Genomic DNA, 19,722 nt, shown 5'->3' with positions numbered 1-19,722 from the left:
CTACTCTGACCGGCCGTCTCCCGATCCGTCCAGCCGATTCCGGGAGTGCCGGTGGCCGTCCAGCGGGAACTCCGGCGGCAGGGCCGTCAGCACCTCCCGGAGGGCGTAGCCGCTCTTGACCGCCACCCGGCAGGAGGCCCGGTTGTCCACCTGGTGCAGCAGGTCGATCCGGTCCAGGCCCTCGGCGGCGAAGGCCCGGAACGCCCAGGCCGTCACCGCCTCCACGGCCCGCGGGGCCACCCCCCGGCCGCGGGCCGCGGCCGCCGTCCAGTAGCCCACCTCGGCCACCGGCCCGCCCGGGACGCCGCGCTTGAGCGCGACGTTGGCGACGAGCACCCCCTCCTCCAGGACCGCGAAGCTGTACCGGGTGCCCTCCGCCCGGCCCCGCTCCTGCAGGCCCAGCCAGTGCGCGGCCTGCTCGGCGTCGTCCACCGGGACCCGGGTGAAGCGGCGCAGCGTCGCGTCCCGGTAGGCCTCGACCAGGGCCGGCGCGTCCCCCTCCACGAAGGGGCGCAGCAGCAGGCCCCGGGCCCGCGGACCGGCGGCGGCGACCGTCACTGCAGACCCTCCCAGCCCCAGCGTGGGGTCGGGCCCGGGTCCCCCAGGTCGGTTCCGGCCGGGGAGGCCGAGACGTCCTCGGCGATCCTGGTGCCCCAGTCGAAGTACTCCAGCACCCGGCGCCGCAGCAGCTCGTCCTCGGGCAGCTCCGCCCGCACGGCGTCGGCCATCAGCTCCATCCAGCGCAGCCGCTGCTCCTCGGTGATGGCCAGGCCCAGGTGCGAGCGGAGCAGCGACTGGTGGCCGCCGAGGTCGGCGGTGAAGCGGGCCGGGCCGCCGAAGACCTCGGCCAGCCAGACCGCGACGTGCTCGACGTGCGCGGTGGTGAAGCCGGCGAAGACCGGCGCGAGCAGGGGGTCGGCGAGGACCCCCTCGTAGAAGGTGCGGCTGAGGCGGCGCAGCGCCTCCAGGCCGCCGACGGCCTCGTAGAGGTTCGTCGAGCGTTCGTCGCCCATGGCAGTTCTCCCCGTGGTTCGCGTGCGGGACTCCGCGTGCTGCGCCCTTCCTAACAGGTGGACGGCCGCTCCGGCGCACCGGTCGGCGTCTGTTCGCGCCGGGCTCAGCAAGTGGAACGCCGGCCTCCCCGCCGGTGGGGAGGCCGGCGGGAGGCCGACTGGGAGGCCGGCGGGAAGGCGCCCGCCCGCTCGACCCCGCCCGCTTGACCCTGCCACTGGCGGCAGGCTCGCAGACTCGGGGCATGGACGACGAGCAGACGGAACGGCAGCGGGTCGTGGTGGTCACCGGGGCGGGGACGGGCATCGGGCGGGAGACCGCCCGGGCGTTCGCCGCGCAGGGCCCGGGGGTGCGGGTGGTGGCGGTCGGGCGGCGGCCCGAACCGCTGGAAGGGACGGCGGCCGCGCATCCGGAGCGGATCCTGCCGCTGGTCGCGGACGTCACCGGGCCGGGTGCCCCGGAGGCGATCGTGCGGGAGGCCACGGAGCGGTACGGCCGGCTGGACGTACTGGTCAACAACGCGGCGGTCGTCGGCGGCGGGGAGCTCGGCGGCCTCACCCGGGAGCGCGTCGGGGCCCTGCTCGCCACCAACCTGGTCGCCCCCGTGCTGCTCGGCCAGGCCGCGCTGCCCGCGCTCACCCGGAGCCGGGGCGTGATCGTCAACATCAGCACCGCCGTCGGTCAGCGCGGCTGGCCGCGGGACTCGGTGTACGCGGCGGGCAAGGCCGCACTGGAGTCGGTCACCCGCAGCTGGGCCGTCCAGCTGGCGCCGCGCGGTGTCCGGGTGGTGGCGGTGGCGCCGGGCGCGGTGGACACGCCGATCGGCGAGCACACCGGGCTGGGCCCCGAACAGCTGGCGGCGCTGCGTGCCTGGCAGGTCGCGCACACCCCGCTGGGCCGGATCGCGCAGCCCGCCGAGATCGCCTGGGCGGTCACCCAACTCGCCTCACCGCAGGCCTCGTTCGTCACCGGGGTAGTGTTCTCGGTGGACGGGGGCGCGCTCGTGATGTGACGCGCCGTGCAGCGGGAACGGGGGCCGTGCGGGTGCGGATCGGTGAGCTGGCCGAGCGGACGGACACGACGCCGCGCATCCTGCGGCACTACGAGCAGGCCGGGCTGATCGGCTCCGAGCGGTCCGCCAACGGGTACCGGGAGTACGGGGAGCAGGCCGCCGTCCGGGTGCGCAACATCCGCGCGCTGGTCGCGGCCGGGTTCACCCTGGAGGACGTCCGCCCCTTCCTCGGCTGCCTGGACGGCGACGTGCTGGCGCAGGCTCCGTCCGCGGAGGCGCTGCGGATCGCCCGGGAGCGGCTTGCCGTCATGGAGCGCCGGATCGCCGCGCAGACCGAGGCCCGGGACCGGCTGGTCGCGGCCCTCGCGGCGGCCGGGGCGCACCCGAAAGCGTGACCCCGGCACCCGGGCGGGTGGCCCGGGCGGCGCCGGCACCGGCGGACGGGGACGCCCGCGCGGGCGACACCCCCGATCGGGGGTATGCGGCGGGCGGCCCGGGGAGGACAGTGGGCGCATGCAGATTCCACTCTCCGTGATGGACTTCCTCGACCGGGCCGAGCTGGTCTACGGCGACCGGGTCGGCATCGTCGACGAGCCGGTGCAGCCGGCCGAATCCTGGGGCGAGCTGAGCTACCGCCGGGTCGCCGAACTGGCCCGGGCGCAGGCGGCCGGGTTGGACCGGCTGGGCGTCGGGCCCGGCGAGCGGGTCGCCGTCGTGTCGCACAACTCGGCCCGGCTGATGACCGCCCTGTTCGGGGTGAGCGGCCACGGGCGGGTGCTGGTGCCGGTGAACTTCCGGCTGCGCGCCGAGGAGGTGGCGTACATCGTCGAGCAGAGCGGCGCGTCCGTCCTGCTGGTCGACCCGGAACTCGCCGACTCCCTGCACGGGGTGACGGCCAAGCACACCTTCACGCTCGGCGCGGACAGCGACGCCCTGCTGTACGACTTCGACCACGCCCCCCGGCGGTACGAGCTCTCCGAGAACGACACCGCCACGATCAACTACACCAGCGGAACCACCGCCCGCCCCAAGGGCGTCCAGCTCACCCACCGCAACATCTGGCTGAACGCGGTGCTGATGGGCCTGCACTACGGCGCGAGCGACCGGGACGTCTACCTGCACACCCTGCCGATGTTCCACGCCAACGGCTGGGGGCTGCCGTTCTCGCTCACCGGGCTCGGTGCCCGGCACATCGTGCTGCGCAAGGTGGACGGCGCGGAGATCCTGCGCCGGGTCGAGCGGCACGGGGTGACCTTCCTGTCCGGGGCGCCCGCCGTCGTCCAGATGGTGCTGGACGCGGCCGCCGACTGGGACGGCCCGGTGCCCGGCCGCGACCGGGTGCGGATGATCGTGGCCGGCGCGCCGCCGCCGACCTCCGTGGTGCAGCAGGTCGAGGAGCAGCTGGGCTGGGAGTTCATGCAGCTCTACGGCCTGACCGAGACCTCCCCCGTGGTCACCGTCAACCGCTCGCGCGCCGAGTGGGACGCCCTGCCCGCCGCCGAGCGGGCCGAGCGGCTGGTGCAGGCCGGCGCGCCGGCGATCGGCACCCGGCTGCGGGTGGACCCGTCCGGCGAGGTGCTGGTGCGCTCCAACACCGTGCTGGACGGCTACTGGCAGCAGCCCGAGGCCACCGCCGAGGCGCTCCGGGACGGCTGGTTCCACACCGGTGACGGCGGAACCCTCACCGACGGCCAGCTGACCATCTCGGACCGGAAGAAGGACGTCATCATCAGCGGCGGGGAGAACGTCTCCTCGATCGAGGTCGAGGACTGCCTGTACAGCCACCCGGCGGTCGCCGAGGCCGCGGTGATCGGCGTGCCGGACGAGAAGTGGGGCGAGACCGTCAAGGCACTGGTGGTGCTCCGGGAGGGCCGGGAGGCCGTCACCGAGGCCGAGCTGATCGCGCACTGCAAGCAGCGGCTGGCCGGCTACAAGTCCCCCACCTCGGTGGAGTTCCGGGAGGCCCTCCCGCGCACGGCCACCGGCAAGCTGCAGAAGTTCCGGCTGCGCGAGCCGTACTGGTCGGGGCGCGGACGGCAGGTCAACTGACCCGGCGCGGACGGCGGGTCGACCGGGCCGGCGCGGACCGCGGGTCGGCCGACCCGGCACAGGGGGCGGGTCGGCCGACCGGCTCCGGTCAGTCGACCAGGCCGGACTCCCGGGCCGCCACGGCGAGTTCGGTCCGGTTGCGGACCCCCAGCTTGTGCATGGCGGACTTCAGGTAGCCCGTCACGGTGTTGCAGGTCAGCCCAAGCCGGGCGGCGATCTCCGGGTTGGTCCGGCCGGTCGCCGCCCAGCGCAGCACCTCGTGCTCGCGCGGGGTCAACGGCCGTACGGGGGCGGTCCGTCCGGAGCCTGCCGGCCCGGCGCCCGGCCCGGCGCCCGGCCGTGCGGACTCCGGGCGGCCCCAGGCCGCGGCGCCGGCGAGCGCCCGGGTGGCGGTCGCCGCGAGCCGGCCAACGGCCGCGATCCGGACGTCCCCGAACGGGACGACGGCGCGCAGCGAGGCGTACACCACGCCGTACACGGTGCCGCCGTGCAGCAGCGGCACGGTGAGCATCGCGTACAGGCCCTCGGCACTGACGGCGGCGTCGTGGTGGTGCGAGATCGTGGTGGCGGCACGGTAGTCGGGCACCCAGCTGGGTGCCCGCTCGGCCAGCGCCCGCCCGCCCAGCCCGGTGCCGGTCGGGACGGGGCGGTCGTGCAGCAGGTCCGCCCGGGTGCCCGCCCAGTGCCGCAGCACCAGGCCGTCCTCGCCCGCGCGGTGCCCGGGCACCGCCACCGGCAGCGGCTCGGGCACGCCCACCAGGCCGACGTCCGCCCCGCACTGCGCCACCACCCGGCGGGCGAGGTCGCCCAGCACCGCGTCCCGCACCAACTCGGCGGCGCGCGCGCCGATCCCGGGGTCGTCCGCGGGCGTCGGCCTGGGGGTGTCCGCGGCCCTGGGGTCCGTCTTCACCGCGAGATTGTCACACGCGCCACGGCCGCTGGCGAGAGGTCCGACGTGCGGGTTCCGCGGAGTTCCGGGCGGGCCGGCCGGGCCCGGCGTAGGGTGCGGCCGTGGATTACCGGCGGGTAATGCGCCGGGACCGGAGGAAGGGAACCGATGACGGATCCGAACGCCCCGACACCGCCCGCGGCGGACGTCCTGACCGGGCTGCTCGACGACCTGCGGGCCGAGAGCGCGGTGCTGGACGCCCTGGTCGCCGACCTGCCCGCGGACGGCTGGGCCCGCCCGACCCCCGCCGAGGGCTGGACAGTCGCGCACCAGATCGCCCACCTGGCCTGGACCGACGACTGGACCGCCCTCGCCGCCCGCGACGCGGAGGGCTTCGGCACGGCGCTCGGCGAGCACTTCGGCGCGCTGCTGGACGCCGGCACCGACCCGGTGGAGGCCGGTGCCGCGGAGGGGGCGGCGGCCGCACCGGCGGCCCTGCTGGCCCGCTGGCGGGCCGGCCGGGAGGCGGCGCTGGCCGCGCTGGCCGCCGCCCCGGCCGACCAGCGGCTGCCCTGGTTCGGCCCGCCGATGAAGCCCGCCTCGATGGCCACCGCGCGACTGATGGAGACCTGGGCGCACGGCCAGGACGTCGCCGACGCGCTGGGGGTGGTGCGGGAGCCGACCGACCGGCTGCGGCACATCGCCCACCTGGGGCTGCGCACCCTCGGCTTCGCCTTCCAGCTGCGCGGACTGCCCGTGCCGGAGCAGCCGGTGCGCCTCGAACTGACCGCCCCCGACGGCGGGTCGTGGACCTTCGGCCCGGCCGGGGCGACGGACCTGGTGGCCGGTCCCGCACTGGACTTCTGCCTGCTGGTGACCCAGCGCCGCCACCGCGACGACCTCGCCCTCACCGCCACCGGCCCGGTCGCCACCGCCTGGCTGCCGATCGCCCAGGCCTTCGCCGGGGCGCCGGGGAAGGGACGGGACGCGGGCGCCTGACGCGTTCGGCGGGGCGGCCCGCCCACCCCCGGCGAACGCGTCGGGGGCGGGCTTCGGCGCAGGCCTCGGAGGGCGCAGGCCTCGGAGGGCGCAGGCCTCAGAGGCCGATCCGCAGCGGGGTGAGGCGGGTCGCGATCAGGTTGGTGGCGCCGCGGTCGCGCTCGACGTGGCCGTGCACCAGCAGGCCGGCCCGGTCCAGGGCGGTGCGGCGCTGGGACTCCCAGACCGGGCGGTTGCAGATCACGTTGATCAGGCCGGTCTCGTCCTCCAGGCTGAGGAAGAGCACCCCGCCGGCCGTCGGCGGCCGCTGCCGGTGGGTGACCAGGCCGCCGACCACCACCGCCGTCCCCGGCGGCACGTCCGGGAGCTGGGCGGCGGACAGGGCGCCGCCGCGCTCCAGGTGGGTGCGCAGGTGCTGGAGCGGGTGGCTGGTGGCGGAGGTGCCGGTGGCCCACAGGTCGGCGATGGTCGCCTCGACCGGGCTCAGCTCGGGCAGCTCCGGTGCCTCGGTGCCGGGCGTGGTGCCGGGGATCACCCCGTCCGATATTCCGGCGAACGCCCCTGCCGACCAGAGCGCCTGACGGCGCGTCAGACCGAAGCAGTCGAAGGCCCCCGCCGTCGCCAGCGCCTCCAGGACCGGCGCGGGCAGGGCGGTGCGACGGGCGAAGTCCTCCAGGTCGGCGTACGGCCGCCCGGCCGCGATCGCCTCGGCCTGCGGGGTGCCGATGCCGCGCACCGTCTCCAGGCCGAGCCGGATCGCCGGCTGCGGGCGGCCCGCGGTCAGCGGCGGCTTCGGGGTCGGCCCCCGGTACGGCTCCAGGGTGGGCCGCGGCCCGCTGGCGTTGACGTCCACCCCGCGCACCCGCACGCCGTGCCGCCGCGCGTCCGAGACCAGGCTGAGCGGCGAGTAGAAGCCCATCGGCTGGTTGGCCAGCAGCGCGCACGCGAAGGCCGCCGGGAAGTGGTACTTGAGCCAGGCGCTGGCGTACACCAGGTAGGCGAAGCTGATCGCGTGGCTCTCCGGGAAGCCGTAGTTGGAGAACGCCTCGATCTTGCCGTAGACGTCCTCGGCCACCTCCGGCGGGATGCCGCGCTCGGCCATCCCGGTGAGCAGCCTCTCGCGCAGTTCGGCGACCCGCTCGTGCGAGCGCTTGGCACCCATCGCCTGCCGCAGCCGGTCGGCCTCGGGAGGGGTGAACCCCGCGCAGTCGATGGCCAGTTGCATCATCTGCTCCTGGAACAGCGGCACCCCGAGGGTCTTGCCGAGCGCGTTCTCCATCAGCGGGTGCGGGCAGCCGGGCGGCTCGGCCCCGGCGCGGCGGCGCAGGTACGGGTGGACGGAGCCGCCCTGGATCGGCCCGGGCCGGATCAGCGCCACCTCGACCACCAGGTCGTAGAAGTGGTCCGGCTTGAGCCGGGGCAGCGTCGCCATCTGCGCCCGCGACTCGACCTGGAACACCCCGACGGTGTCCGCCCGGCGCAGCATCGCGTACACGCCCGGGTCGTCGTCCGGGATGCCGGCCAGGTCGTAGCGCAGGCCGTGGTGCTCGGCGACCAGGTCGCAGGCGTCGTGCAGCGCCGCGAGCATGCCGAGGCCGAGCAGGTCGATCTTCACCAGCCCGGCGCCGGCGGTGGACTCCTTGTCCCACTGCAGCACCGAACGCCCGGGCATCCGGGCCCACTCGGTCGGGCAGATCTCGCCGATCGGCTCCCTGGTGAGCACCATGCCGCCCGAGTGGATGCCCAGGTGCCGCGGCAGGCCGTGGAGTTGGGCGGCGAGCGCGAGCACGTCGGCGGGGATCACGGCGTCCGCCCCGGGCGCGGAGCGGAAGTCGGTCTGCCGGCTGAACGCGTCCACCTGGCCCTGCGGGTAGCCGAGCACCCGGGCCGCGTCGCGGATCGCCAGCCGCGGCCGGTAGGTGATCACGTTGGCGACCTGCGCGGCGTGCTCGCGGCCGTAACGGCGGTAGACGTACTGGATGACCTCCTCGCGGCGGCGGTTCTCGATGTCCAGGTCGATGTCGGGCGGCCCGTCCCGCGCGGTGGACAGGAAGCGCTCGAACAGCAGCCGGTAGTGGACCGGGTCGACGGCGGTGATCCCCAGCGCGTAGCAGACCGCCGAGTTGGCCGCCGAGCCGCGGCCCTGGCACCAGATGTCCTCCCGGCGGCAGAAGTCGACGATGTCGTGCACGATCAGGAAGTAGCCGGCCAGGTCGAGGTCCTCGATGACGTCCAGCTCCTTGGCGAGCTGACGCCGGGCGGCCGCGTTGCCGGGCCCGAAGCGCGCCGGGCCGCCGGCGGCGACCAGGGCCCGCAGGTGGCCGATCTCGGTCTCGCCCGCCGGGACGGGGAAGCCCGGGAGCTCGGGGTCCAGCCGGGCGAAGTCGAAGGCGCAGGCGCGGCCCAGTTCGGCGGTGGCCCGCCGCACCCCCGGGAAGCGGGCCAGCCGGGCCGCCATCTCGCGGCCGGAGCGCAGGTGCGCGGTGCCGGCGGCCCGCGTCCAGCCGGCCGCGTCCTGCAGGGTGCGGCGTCCGCGCAGCGCGGCCAGGCTCTGCGCGAGCCGGCCCTGGGCGGGGCCCGCGTGGTGGGCGTTGGTGGAGGCGACGGCGGTCAGGCCGTGCTCGGCGGCGAGCGCGGCGAGGGCGTCGTTGCGCCGGTCGTCACCGGGCAGCCACTGGTCGATCAGCTCGACGTGGACGCTGTCGCGGCCGAACGCCTCCACCAGGGTGTCCAGCCGCCGCCCGGCGGTGCCGTCCCCGAGCCCGGCCGGGACCCGGCCGAGCCGGCAGCCGGTGAGCACCGCCCAGTGGCCGCCGTGCGCCCCGGCCAGCGCCGCCAGGTCGTACGCCGGGCGGCCCTTCGCCCCGCCCGCCAGCTGGGCGGCGGCGATCGCGGCGGAGAGCCGGCGGTAGCCGTCCGGGTCGCGGGCCAGCACCAGCAGGTGCTCGTCCCCGGCACCGTCGTGACGGATCGTCAGCTCGGCGCCGAACGCGGTGGCCACGCCCGTGCCGCGGGCCGCCCCGGCCAGCCGGACCGCACCGTACAGGCCGTCGTGGTCGGTGATCGCCAGGGTCTCCACCCCCAGCCGGGCCGCCTCGGCGACCAGGTCCTCCGGGTCGCTGGCGCCGTCCAGGAAGCTGAAGGCGGAGTGGACGTGCAGCTCGGCCCAGGGCTCGTCGGCGGGGGCACCGGGGCCGTCGCCGGAACCTCCGGGGCGCCCCGGGCCGCCGGGGTGTCCCGGGCCGCCGGGGTGTCCCGGGCCGCCGGGGGCGGCGTCCTGCCGGGCGGGGCGGTGCAGGGGGACGACCGTGCGGTCCGGCGCCGCGCCGGCCAGGCGGCGGTGCAGCTCGCTCCAGGGGACGGTGGGGTGGCTGGTGAAGCCCATCGGGAGTCGCCTTCGTCGTTCTCGTGCTCGGATCCCCCCCACAGGGCCCGGCCGCCGGTCAGTCGTAACCGGCCTCCAGGTACCACGCACCCCCCTCCACGGTGAGCAGCAGCGCCCGGCCGCCACCCACCACCACCTGGAACCGCGCCCGGCGACGGGCGAGCGCCTGGTCCCACCAGTACTCGACCGCCGGCCAGGGCCCGGTCCAGCCCTCCACCCGCTCCTCCCGCCCCTGGAACACCACCAGCACCGGCCGGGCCGACACCCCCGCCCGGCCGTCCACCGTCACCGGCAGCCCGGCCCCGTCCAGCACCCGCACCGGCGCCGGATCCCGCAGCACCACCGCCGGCCACACGTCCGGCAGCCGGCCCGGCCACGGCGCGTCGGCCGGCGCCGCCGCCTCGTACGGCTCGCCCCACGGCACCTTCACCGCCTGCTCACCCGGGCCCCGGCCGCCCGACGGCTCGATCCGGCGCAGCCCGGCGTGCCCGAGCACCGCCTGCACCCGGGCCACCGCCCGCTCGACCCGGTCGTCCGCGACCGCCTGCCCCCACAGCGCCAACTGGCGCCCCTGGTCCGGGGAGAGGCCGTCCGGGGCCAGCCGGAGCAGGGTGAAGCCGCCGCCCTCCCCGGACACCGACGCCGCGAAGGTGCCCGCGCCCTGCCAGGCCTGGAGCTGCCAGCGGACCCGCTCGGCCAGCGCCGTCGCCGACAGCCGCCCCTCGTGCCGCCACAGCCGCGAGGCCGCCCGCCCGTCCGCGCAGACCACCTCGACGGCCACCCGCCGACAGGTCAGCCCGGCCCCCGCCAGCCGCTGGTGCAGGCGCTCCGCCAGCGTGCGGGCCACGAACACCAGGGGCTCGGCCAGCGGCTCGGGCGGGTCGAAGCGCTGCTCGACGGCGAGGTCCGGCTCCTGGTCGCGCGGCACCAGCGGGCGCGGCTGCAGACCGCGGGCCAGCCGGTGCGCGACCGTCCCGACCGGGCCGAACCGGTCCGCGACCGCCTCGGGCGGCAGCGCCGCGAACGCCCCGACGGTCGGCAGGCCGAGCCGCCCCAGCAGCTCCGCCAACGCCTCGTCGCCGAGCGCACCCACCGGGTAGGGCGCGAGGAACTCGGCGGTCCGCCCCTGCGGCACCAGCACCCCGGCCCGGGCGGCGAGCACGGCGGCGAACAGGCCGTCGGCCACGCCGACGTGGGCGGTCGGGGGCTCCGGGGCGGGTGCCGGGGCGGTCGGGGGCTCCGCGGCGGGTTCCGGGGCGGTCGGGGTAGGGGTCGGGGTAGGGGTCGGGGCGGGCTCGGGTACGGGCTCCGCGCCGGGGACGGCGTCCGGGACCGGCCGCCGCGCCAGCGCCTCCGCGACCGCCGTCCCGACCTTGGCCGCCAGCGCCTCCTCACCGCCGAAGTAGCGGCCCGGCCCCTTCACCGGGATCGCGCACAGACCGGGGCGGATCACCTCCACCCGGGGCGTGAACGCCTCCACCGCCGCGACCACCGGCTCGAAGCGGCGGGTCTCCGCCTCCGGGTCACGGTCGCGCAGTTCCAGCGCCGGGCAGAGCCGCTGGGCCAGCTTGAGCCGCTGCCCCTGCCGGACCCCGGCCGCCCGGGCCCCGGCCGAACAGGCGAGGATCCGCCCGCCCTCGGTCACGGCCACCGGGTCGTCACCGGTCACCGCCACCACCGGCCAGTCCGGGCACCAGACCACCAGCACCCGCGGCGTCCGGTCGGCGTCCTCCGTCGTGCCGCTCGTGCCGCTCGTGCTGTTCGTGCCGCGCGCGCCGCTCGTGCCGCTCGTGCTGCTCATGCCGTTCACACCACCGCCGCCTGCTCGAGCGGCCGCGGCCCGGTCGCGCGCGGGCCTGCCGTGACCGGGTGTGCCGTGACCGGACGGTCCGGGGCGAGGTGGTCCAGGACCGGGTGCTCCAGGGCCTGCGGTTCCCGGACCGGCCGCACCGCGCCGTGCTCGTCCGGCAGCCAGAGCCGGGCGGTCCGCCCGCGCACCGCCGAACCGCGCCCCTCGGCCACCACCTCGACCTGTCGGCCGGCGAGCTGCCCGTAGCCGTCCCCCAGCCCGAACCAGCGCCCGGACCGCACCCCCAGCCGCAGCACCGCCCCCGGCCAGGGCCCGGCCACCAGCAGCACGCACCCGCTGCGCCGCAGCACCGCCGCCAGCCGGGCGGCCAGCTTCGGCGCCACCGGGCCGTCCGGGCGCAGCATGACCAGCTCGACCGCACCGGCCAGCACCGAGACCACCTCGGCCCAGTGCGGCCCCGGGTCGTCGGCGACCAGCAGCCGCCGCAGGTCCAGCCCGTACCCCTCGGCCGCGGCCAGGCCCAGCTCCGGCAGGCCGACGGCCGCGGCCCAGCCGCCCTCCGTCTCCTTCACCCCGGCCGCCAGCGCCAGCAGCAGCCCGGTGTCCCCGCCCGCCACCGACACCGCCGCACCCCTGCGCAGCCCGCCGTCCGGCAGCACCTCGCGCAGCGCGGGCGGCACCGGGAGCAGCCCGCGGCCGGCCGGCCCGTCCCCCGGCACGGCGGTCGACGCCACCGGCCGGAGCGTCGGCCGCTCGGCAGCAGATTCGAAAACAGATTCGATTACGGGCACACCCCCAGGATCGAACATTCGTTCGCAAAGATTCAAGTCCGACCAGGCCACCCCACCCGTCACACTCCGTGACAGCCGGACGGTCGGCGACCCGAGAGGCCCTGCGGCTGCGGGCGACACCGCCCCGGCGCCGGCCGCGGACGGGCGCGAAGCCGATCCGGAACAGGCCGGTCGCCACCACCGGAGGCATCCGCCGAACGGCGGACGGCAGGCGGCGCCCGGCGGGGAAGCCGGCCACCGGGGGATCCCGCCGGATCGGGAGCCCCCACCCCACCCCACCCGGAGCCGGCACTCCTCGCCGGACGGCCACGGCAGGCAGGCCGGGAGGCCGCACCGGGCGAGTGAGCGCCACGCCCCCGAACAACCCACCCCCACCGGACGACGAACTCAACGGCCGACGACTGCGCGACGAGTGACCGACAGTCACCACTCAACCGACATCGGCATCCGGCGGCCCTCCGCCGGAGCGGGCCGCAAGGCGGGCGGGCACCGCCGCGTCGCGCCCCTCGCATCCCCCGCCCGCATCCCCCGCCCGCGTGCACCGGCCGCGTGCACCGGCCTGACGCCGCAACGGGATCACGGCCGCCGGCACCGCCGCGGGCGCGACGACGTACGGGGCCACCCGGTGGCGTCCGGGCGGGCGGGGCTCGCCCGGGGCTTCCGGCGCCTCCTGCCCGCGCCGTCGCCGGAAGGGCTCCGTCGGCGGCGGTGTCGGGCGGGGCGGCTAGGGTCTGTCGTCGAACCCCCGTCGTCCGCTCGGAGGGCGGGCGGGGTGGCCTGGGGGTGCGTGCGCCGCAGGGGCGGAGAGGAAGTCCGCGCGGTGGGGGTGCCTTCCGGCCGATGGCTCGGGGAGTGCGTGCCCCGCCCCCCGTGGACGCGGGTTCGAAGGCAGACCCTAGGGTCTGGGGGTCAGGGTTGGGGAGGGTGTGGCACGTGGGGCAGGTTCGGGTCGCGGCGGCAGGGCTGCCGGACGGGGTGGTGCACGCGGGGAGCCGGGAGTTCCTGGTGCGGGAGGGGCTGCCGGCCTCGGGGGCGTTCCTGGACTTCGGGGTGATCGGTGACGGCACGTTGGAGGCCCTGCCGGGGTCGGAGCGGTGGTTCGTCCTCGGGGAGACGGAGTACTGCGCGCCGTTCGCCGCGGCCGGCGGCCCGGTGCTGCTGGACGGGGTGACCGGCGAGGTGTTCCTGGGCGAGGAGGGCACGGCCGACGGGGAGGTGCGGCGGGATCCGCTGGCCTCCGGCCTGCCCGCGTTGGCCGGGCTGGTGCGGGAGGTCGAGGAGGTCGCCGCGGCGGCCCGGCGGGCGGACGCCCTGGACGGGCGGCGCGGACCGGCGGTGGTCGCCGAGGTGACGGCCGGGGCGGAGCGCCGGATGCGGGAGGCCGACCCGGAGCTGTTCGGGCGGGCCGCCGCGCCGGCGCACTGGGGCACGGCACTGCTGGTGCGGGCGCTGGGCTGGGGTGCGCTGCCGGGTGGTCCGGGCGGGCCGGCGTTCGAGGTGGGCGCGGAGCTGGTCGCCGATCTCGCCGCGTTGACGGACCAGGACGACGGCGCGGGCGCGGTGCACCGCTTCCGCGCGGAGGAGCTGCCCGCCGGGCTGGTGCACGAGCCGACCCGGCGGCTGCTGACGGAGATCGGGCTGCCGCTCGGCGGGGCGATGTTCGGGGTGGGCGCCGAGCCGCTGGTCACGATGGCGGAGGCGTACCCGGAGTACTTCGACGGCGAGGAGGAGCGCCCGTACCAGCGGGAGTTCCTGGCGCTCGGGGACTGGCCGACGGATCTGACGATCGCGCTGGACGGTGTCACCGGCCGGCTCGAACTGCCGGACTGGTACGACGACGGCGAGCCGGAGGCCTACCTCAACCGCGACCTGTCCGCCCTGCTCTACGCGCTGTGGACGTGCGAACGGCTGCGCGCGGAGTGGGACCGCTGGGACTACGGGCGGGGCCGGGACACCTGGGCGGTGTTCGACCCGCAGTCGCTGCTGAGCACCGTGGTGGACCGTCTGGTGGAGGCCGTCGACCCGGAGGCGTTCGCCTCGCCGGGGCGTTCGTGGCGGCTGCTCGCCGAGGACGCGCACCTGGGCGGCCTGCTGGGCTGATCCGGGCGGGCCCCGCACCGGACGCCCCGGCGGCCGGGCGGGGCGCAGGCGGACGCCGGGCGGGGCGGCGCAGGCGGACGCCCGGCGGGGTGCGGAGGGACGCCCGACGGGGTGCAGGCGGAGACCGGCCGGAATCCGGGCGGAGTCAGGGCTTGCGGTTGCCGCAACGGCAGCTCCTACGGTCGTGACCAGGGCCGGAGGAACCGGCCCCGGTCCGAGCGGACGTGAACGAGGGGGAAGACGGATGGCAGCGGCCTGGCCGATCGCGGCGGTCGCCCGGATGTCCGGGGTGACCGCCCGGACCCTGCGGCACTACGACGAGATCGGGCTGCTGCCACCGGCCCGGATCGGCTCCAACGGCCACCGGTACTACGAGGAGCGGCAGTTGCTGCAGCTGCAGCAGATCCTCGTGCTGCGCGCGCTGGGGGTCGGCCTGACCGAGATCGCCCGGATCACGGGCGATCAGGTGGACGAGCTGGAGGCCCTCCGGGACCACCAGCGCCGGCTGCTCGCCGAGCGCGACCGGCTGGCCGCCCTGGCCGCCACCGTCTCCCGCACGATCGCCGACCTGGAACGTTCCCGAAGGGACGGCACACCCATGACCAGCATCAACCGACCGGAGAACCTGTTCGAGGGCATCCAGCCCGCCGACGTCGAGCGGAGCCTGCGGGACTTCCCCGAGCACGCCGAGGCCGCCCGCCGCACCACCGCCGCGATGAGCCCGGCCGAGGTGGAGGCCGGCCAGCGCGAGCGGACGGCGCGGATGGTCCGGCTCGCGGAGCTGATGACCGCCGGCCACCCGGCGGACGCGGAGACCGTGCAGAGCCACGTCGACGCCGAGTACCGGCAGCTCACCGCCCTGCGCGGCGTCCCGGTCGGGGAGTACCTCGCGATCGCGCGCTCCTGCACCGGGAACGACCAGTGGCGCGCCGTGTACGAGGCCGTGGCCCCGGGTCTGGCCGCCTACCAGCGGGCCGCCATGGAGGCGTACGCGGCGGCGCGGCTGGGCTGATCCGGCGGGCCCGCCCCGGAACGGGGGTCCGGGGCGGGCCGACCGGGGCACCCGGGAGGGTGGTGCCGGGGGCGCGGGCGGACGGACCCGGACGACCTTTGATCGCCCACCGACAAGTGAGAGGGCTCACTCCGCGGCAGGGGGCTCGCTCGCCGACGAGGGGGTCATCTAGGCTGGTGACGTGCTCATCCTTGTTCGTCGTCGCCACGTGGACCTGCTCCGCGTGACGAGCATGTCCTGTCGACGCTCCAGCTGAACCTCGCGCCAACCACCCTCAGGGCGGCCCCCACGTGGCCGCCACCACCTCCCGGCCCCCGGAGCACCCGCCGCACCAGGCGGTTCCTCCGGCCGCCCCCGGTCGATCACCGGGCCCCGCCGGGACGAGACCAGCGGATGTCACACATGTCGCAGCAGCACACGCCCGTACCCGACTCCCTCCCGGTGATCGACCTCTCGCTCGCCCACGGCGGCCCCGAGGACCGTCGCCGCCTGCACGACGAACTCCGTGCCGCGGCCACCGGCGTCGGGTTCTTCCAGCTCGTCGGCCACGGCATCACCCCGGCGGAGACGGCCTCGCTCACCGCGGCGATGCGCGCCTTCTTCGCCCTCCCCGAGGCCGACCGGCTCGCCGTGAGCAACCTCAACTCCCCGCACTACCGCGGCTACACCCGCACCGGCGACGAGCGCACCGGCGGCAGCCAGGACTGGCGCGACCAGCTGGACATAGGCGCCGAGCTGCCCGCGCACGTGCCCGGCACCGGCGAGCCCCCGTACTGGTGGCTGGAGGGGCCCAACCAGTGGCCGGCCGCGCTGCCCGAGCTGCGCACCGCCGCGCTCGGCTGGATCGACCACCTCGGCGACGTCGCCCGCCGCCTGCTGCACGAACTCCTCGCCGCGATCGGCGCCCGCCCCGACTTCTACGACGCCGCCTTCGCCGGCCACCCGCACCTGCGGCTCAAGCTGGTGCGCTACCCCGGCACCGCGCCGGACGGCGCCGGCCAGGGCGTCGGCGCCCACAAGGACTACGGCTTCATCACGCTGCTCCTCCAGGACACCGTCGGCGGGCTCCAGGTCGAGCGCCCGGACGGCACCTTTCTGGAGGTCCCGCCGATGGAGGGCGCCTTCGTGGTCAACCTCGGCGAGCTGCTGGAGGTGGCCACGGACGGGTACCTCAAGGCCACCAACCACCGGGTGGTCAGCCCGGCCGGCGCCCGCGAGCGGTTCTCCGTGCCGTTCTTCTACAACCCGCGCCTGGACGCCCACATCGAGCCGCTGGACTTCCCGCTCGCCCACCACGCCCCCGGCGCCACCGAGGACCCGGAGAACCCGCTGTTCGCCGAGTTCGGCCTCAACGAGTGGAAGGGGTACACCCGGGCCCATCCCGAGGTCACCCGCCGCCACCACGCCGACCTCGCCGAGGCCTCGTCCCGCTAGGTCCCGACGGGCCAGGCCCCGACGGGCCCCGTGGGCCGTCCGCGCGCCCCGTCCGCCCCCGCCGCCACCACGCGCCGGGGGCGGACCCGTGTGCGGACGCGGGGCGGCGCGGGCCCGGACCGGCACGTGGTGGACCCGCACGCCCGGCACTGTCACACTGCAGCTGTCACAGCGGAAGTGTGCCAGCGCAGGAGGCGACGGATGGGGGAAGCCGTGGAGGACGGGGTGGTCCGGCTCACGGTGGACGAGCTGGCGGCGCGGGCCGGGGTGACGGTGCGGACGGTCCGGTTCTACGGGACGAAGGGGCTGCTCCCGCCGCCGGAGCTGGGCCCGCGACGGGTCGGGCTGTACGGCCCGGCGCACCTGGACCGGCTGGGGCTGATCGAGGAACTGCAGCGCCAGGGCCTCACCCTGGCCGCGATCGAGCGGTACCTGGCGCAGCTGCCGGAGGACAGCACGCCGCTGGACCTGGCGATCCACCGGGCGCTGGTGGCGTCCTGGACGCCGGAGGCGGTGGAGGAGCTGGGCCGGGCGCAGCTGGAGCGGCGGGCCGGGCGCGGCCTGTCGGAGGAACAGGTCGGCCGGCTGGCGGCGATGGGGGCCGTGGAGCGCACGGCCGATCCCGAGGTGTTCCGGGTGGATCCGGGCCTGCTGCCACTCGGGGTGCGGATCCTGGACGTCCCGATCCCGCTGGAGACGCTGCTGGCCGCCCGCGCGGTGGTGCTGGAGCACAGCCGGGCGACGGCCCGGGAGTTGCAGCGGCTGTTCCGGGAGACGGTGTGGAAGCCGTACCGGGAGAGCGAGCCGGCTCCGGAGGAGCTGGCCCGGATGAAGGCGCTGACGGACCACATCCAGCCGATGGTGGCGCAGGCGCTGGTCACGGCGTTCCAGCGGTCGTTGCGGGAGGAGCTGGGCGGGGCCGTGCTGGGCACGGCCCCGCCCGCGCGGGACTGACGGTCGCTCGGTCCGGTGCGGAACCTGCGGTCACTCGGTCCGGTGCGGAACGACGGTCACTCGGTCCCTCGCCTGAGCGGCGGTCAGTCCGTGAAGGTGCGCCCCTCCGCCGCGATCCGCTCCAGCAGCGCCGGCGGCGCGAACCGCTCGCCGTAGGCGGCGGCGAGTTCGCGGGCGCGGGCCGCGAAGCCGGCCGGGCCGCCCCGGTACCCGTTGACGTACTGGAAGACGCCGCCGGTCCAGGCCGGGAAGCCGATGCCGAGGATGGAGCCCACGTTGGCGTCGGCCACCGAGGTCAGCACGCCCTCCTCCAGGCAGCGCACCGAGTCCAGCGCCTCGCTGAACAGCATCCGCTCCTTGAGGTCCTCGAAGGGCACCTCGGCCCCGCCCGCGCCGGAGAAGTGCTCCAGCAGTCCGGGCCAGAGCCGCCCGCGGCCGCCGTCCTCGCCGTACTCGTAGAAGCCGGCGCCGCCGCTGCGCCCGGGGCGCCCGAACTCGTCGACCATCCGGTCGATCACGGCGTCCGCCGGGTGAGGGGTCCAGCTGCCGCCGGTCGACTCGACGGCCCGCCGGTACTCGTCGCGGATCTTGCGCGGCAGGGTGAGGGTGAGCTCGTCCATCAGCGAGAGCACCTTGGCCGGGTAGCCGGCCTGCGCCGCGGCCTGCTCGACGCTGGCCGGGTGGACGCCCTCGCCGATCATGGCGACGCCCTCGTTGAGGAACTGCCCGATGACCCGCGAGGTGAAGAAGCCGCGCGAGTCGTTGACCACGATCGGGGTGCGGTCGATCTGCCGGACCAGGTCGAAGGCGCGGGCGAGCGCCTCGTCACCGGTCTGCGGGCCGCGGATGATCTCGACCAGGCGCATCTTGTCGACCGGGGAGAAGAAGTGCAGGCCGATGAAGTCGGCGGTGCGCTCGACGCCCTCGGCGAGCACCCCGATCGGCAGCGTGGAGGTGTTGGAGCAGAGCAGCGCGTCGGGGGCGACGACGCCCTCGATCTCCCGGAACACCTCGTGCTTGAGCTCGGTGTTCTCGAAGACCGCCTCGATGACCGCGTCGCAGCCGGCCAGGTCCGCGGGTTCGGCGGTGGGGGTGATCCGGGCGAGCAGCGCGTCGCGCTTGGCCTCGGTGGAGCGGCCGCGGGCGATCGCCTTGTCCAGCAGCCCGGCGGAGTAGGCCTTGCCGCGCTCGGCGGCCTCCAGGCTCACGTCCTTGAGCACGACCTCGATGCCGGCCCTGGCGCAGGTGTAGGCGATGCCCGCACCCATCATGCCGGCGCCGAGCACGGCGACCCGGCGGACCGTCCGCTTCTCGACGTCCTTGGGGCGCCCGGCACCGGAGTTGACGGCCTGCATGTCGAAGAACAGCGCCTGGATCATGTTCTTGCTGGTCTGGCCGCAGGCCAGCTCGGTGAAGTAGCGGGCCTCGACCACCATCGCGGTGTCGACGTCGACCTGGGCGCTCTCCACGGCGGCGGCCAGGATGTTGCGCGGGGCCGGGTAGGGGGCGCCGTTCAGCTGCTTGCGCAGGTTGGCGGGGAAGGCGGGCAGGTTGGCGGCGAAGGCCGGGGTCGCCGGGGTGCCGCCGGGGATCCGGTAGCCCTTGACGTCCCAGGGCTGGACGGCGGTCGGGTTGGCCTCGATCCAGGCCCGGGCCCGGGCGGTGAGCTCCTCCGGGGTGGCCACGAGCTCGTGGACCAGCCCGTGCTCCAGGGCCTGCGCCGGGCGGTACTGGCGGCCCTCCAGCAGGAACTTCAGCAGGGCGTCGGTGATGCCGAACAGTCGCACGGTGCGGACCACGCCGCCGCCTCCGGGCAGCAGGCCGAGGGTGACCTCGGGCAGGCCGAGCCGGCTGGCCGGGGTGTCCAGGGCGATCCGGTGGTGGCAGGCGAGGGCGATCTCCAGGCCGCCGCCGAGCGCGCTGCCGTTGACGGCGGCGACGACGGGCCGGCCCAGGGTCTCCAGCCTGCGCAGCGCGCGCTTGATCCGCAGGGACTTCTCCAGGACGGCGGCGGCGTCCTCGGGGCGGGCGGCGGAGAGCATCCGCAGGTCTCCCCCGGCGAAGAAGGTCCGCTTGCCGGAGGTGACGATCACCCCGCGCAGCTCCCCCGCCCCGGCGAGCGCGGCCAGCCGCTCGACGACGGCGTCGAAGTCGGCGGTGAAGGCCTCGTTCATGGTGTTGACGGACTGGGTGGGGTCGTCGAGGACGAGGGTGACCACGCCGTCCTGGTCCTGCTCCCAGCGGATGGTGGTGGTGTCGCTCATGAGTTCAGGGTC

At 76.4% G+C, this 19,722-nt stretch carries 15 protein-coding genes; 8 read left to right on the top strand and 7 right to left on the bottom strand.

What is annotated here, in order from left to right; all coding sequences use genetic code 11:
* Nucleotides 1-558, bottom strand: coding sequence for a GNAT family N-acetyltransferase (locus AB0N04_RS28570; protein ID WP_360214178.1), 558 nt, complete (start codon nt 556-558; stop codon nt 1-3).
* The gene (locus AB0N04_RS28565; protein ID WP_360214176.1) at nt 555-1,013 is read right to left on the bottom strand and encodes a group II truncated hemoglobin; all 459 of its coding nucleotides are present in this window, start codon (nt 1,011-1,013) and stop codon (nt 555-557) included. Before AB0N04_RS28565 ends, AB0N04_RS28570 begins: the two co-directional genes overlap by 4 nt.
* 242 nt (nt 1,014-1,255) lie before the next feature.
* Here AB0N04_RS28565 and AB0N04_RS28560 point away from each other — a divergent pair, with 242 nt between their 5' ends.
* From AB0N04_RS28560 to AB0N04_RS28550, 3 genes are all read left to right on the top strand, one after another.
* Entirely contained in the window at nt 1,256-2,023 is a 768-nt protein-coding gene (locus AB0N04_RS28560) for an SDR family oxidoreductase (protein WP_360214174.1), read from the top strand.
* Between the two features lie 32 nt (nt 2,024-2,055).
* Nucleotides 2,056-2,418 carry a MerR family transcriptional regulator gene (locus AB0N04_RS28555; RefSeq protein ID WP_360214259.1) on the top strand — a complete coding sequence of 121 codons (363 nt, stop codon included), beginning with the start codon at nt 2,056-2,058 and terminating at the stop codon, nt 2,416-2,418.
* Between the two features lie 118 nt (nt 2,419-2,536).
* Complete coding sequence (locus tag AB0N04_RS28550; RefSeq protein WP_360214172.1) at nt 2,537-4,072, top strand: AMP-binding protein; 1,536 nt, start codon at nt 2,537-2,539, stop codon at nt 4,070-4,072.
* A gap of 88 nt (nt 4,073-4,160) precedes the next feature.
* Here AB0N04_RS28550 and AB0N04_RS28545 read toward each other — a convergent pair whose 3' ends face one another.
* On the bottom strand, nt 4,161-4,982 hold the full coding sequence (locus AB0N04_RS28545; protein WP_360214170.1) for a LuxR C-terminal-related transcriptional regulator: 822 nt from the start codon (nt 4,980-4,982) through the stop codon (nt 4,161-4,163).
* Between the two features lie 147 nt (nt 4,983-5,129).
* On the opposite strand from AB0N04_RS28545, the gene AB0N04_RS28540 reads away from it, so the two are divergent.
* Nucleotides 5,130-5,960, top strand: a complete 831-nt coding sequence (locus AB0N04_RS28540; RefSeq protein ID WP_360214168.1) for a TIGR03084 family metal-binding protein — start codon at nt 5,130-5,132, stop codon at nt 5,958-5,960.
* A gap of 97 nt (nt 5,961-6,057) precedes the next feature.
* Here the strand turns inward: AB0N04_RS28540 and AB0N04_RS28535 are convergent, their stop codons facing one another.
* Genes AB0N04_RS28535 through AB0N04_RS28525 form a run of 3 tightly spaced genes read right to left on the bottom strand, consistent with a single transcriptional unit; the run spans nt 6,058 to nt 11,889 of the window.
* On the bottom strand, nt 6,058-9,345 hold the full coding sequence (locus AB0N04_RS28535; protein WP_360214166.1) for an error-prone DNA polymerase: 3,288 nt from the start codon (nt 9,343-9,345) through the stop codon (nt 6,058-6,060).
* Nucleotides 9,346-9,403: 58 nt separating this feature from the next.
* The gene (locus AB0N04_RS28530) at nt 9,404-11,146 is read right to left on the bottom strand and encodes a DNA polymerase Y family protein (RefSeq protein ID WP_360214164.1); all 1,743 of its coding nucleotides are present in this window, start codon (nt 11,144-11,146) and stop codon (nt 9,404-9,406) included.
* A 5-nt stretch (nt 11,147-11,151) separates the two neighbouring features.
* A complete protein-coding gene (locus AB0N04_RS28525) occupies nt 11,152-11,889 on the bottom strand; it encodes a hypothetical protein (protein WP_360214162.1) in 738 nt (245 codons plus the stop codon).
* Between the two features lie 897 nt (nt 11,890-12,786).
* Between AB0N04_RS28525 and AB0N04_RS28520 the strand changes: the two genes are divergently transcribed.
* From AB0N04_RS28520 to AB0N04_RS28505, 4 genes are all read left to right on the top strand, one after another.
* Nucleotides 12,787-14,046, top strand: a complete 1,260-nt coding sequence (locus tag AB0N04_RS28520; protein WP_360214160.1) for an SUKH-4 family immunity protein — start codon at nt 12,787-12,789, stop codon at nt 14,044-14,046.
* 244 nt (nt 14,047-14,290) lie between these two features.
* The gene (locus AB0N04_RS28515; protein WP_360214158.1) at nt 14,291-15,058 is read left to right on the top strand and encodes a MerR family transcriptional regulator; all 768 of its coding nucleotides are present in this window, start codon (nt 14,291-14,293) and stop codon (nt 15,056-15,058) included.
* A 393-nt stretch (nt 15,059-15,451) separates the two neighbouring features.
* Nucleotides 15,452-16,492 (top strand): 2-oxoglutarate and iron-dependent oxygenase domain-containing protein, encoded by a 1,041-nt coding sequence (locus tag AB0N04_RS28510; protein ID WP_360214156.1) that lies wholly within the window; start codon nt 15,452-15,454, stop codon nt 16,490-16,492.
* 201 nt (nt 16,493-16,693) lie between these two features.
* Nucleotides 16,694-17,446 (top strand): MerR family transcriptional regulator, encoded by a 753-nt coding sequence (locus tag AB0N04_RS28505; RefSeq protein ID WP_360214154.1) that lies wholly within the window; start codon nt 16,694-16,696, stop codon nt 17,444-17,446.
* A gap of 83 nt (nt 17,447-17,529) precedes the next feature.
* Here the strand turns inward: AB0N04_RS28505 and AB0N04_RS28500 are convergent, their stop codons facing one another.
* The gene (locus AB0N04_RS28500) at nt 17,530-19,710 is read right to left on the bottom strand and encodes a 3-hydroxyacyl-CoA dehydrogenase NAD-binding domain-containing protein (protein ID WP_360214152.1); all 2,181 of its coding nucleotides are present in this window, start codon (nt 19,708-19,710) and stop codon (nt 17,530-17,532) included.
* Nucleotides 19,711-19,722: the final 12 nt, after the last annotated feature.

Origin of the sequence: Kitasatospora sp. NPDC051702 (assembly GCF_040681575.1) — a bacterium.
In the GTDB taxonomy this organism is placed as follows: Bacteria; Actinomycetota; Actinomycetes; order Streptomycetales; family Streptomycetaceae; genus Kitasatospora.
Note: the sequence above shows the minus strand (reverse complement) of the source record. Positions and strands in the feature narration are given on the sequence as shown.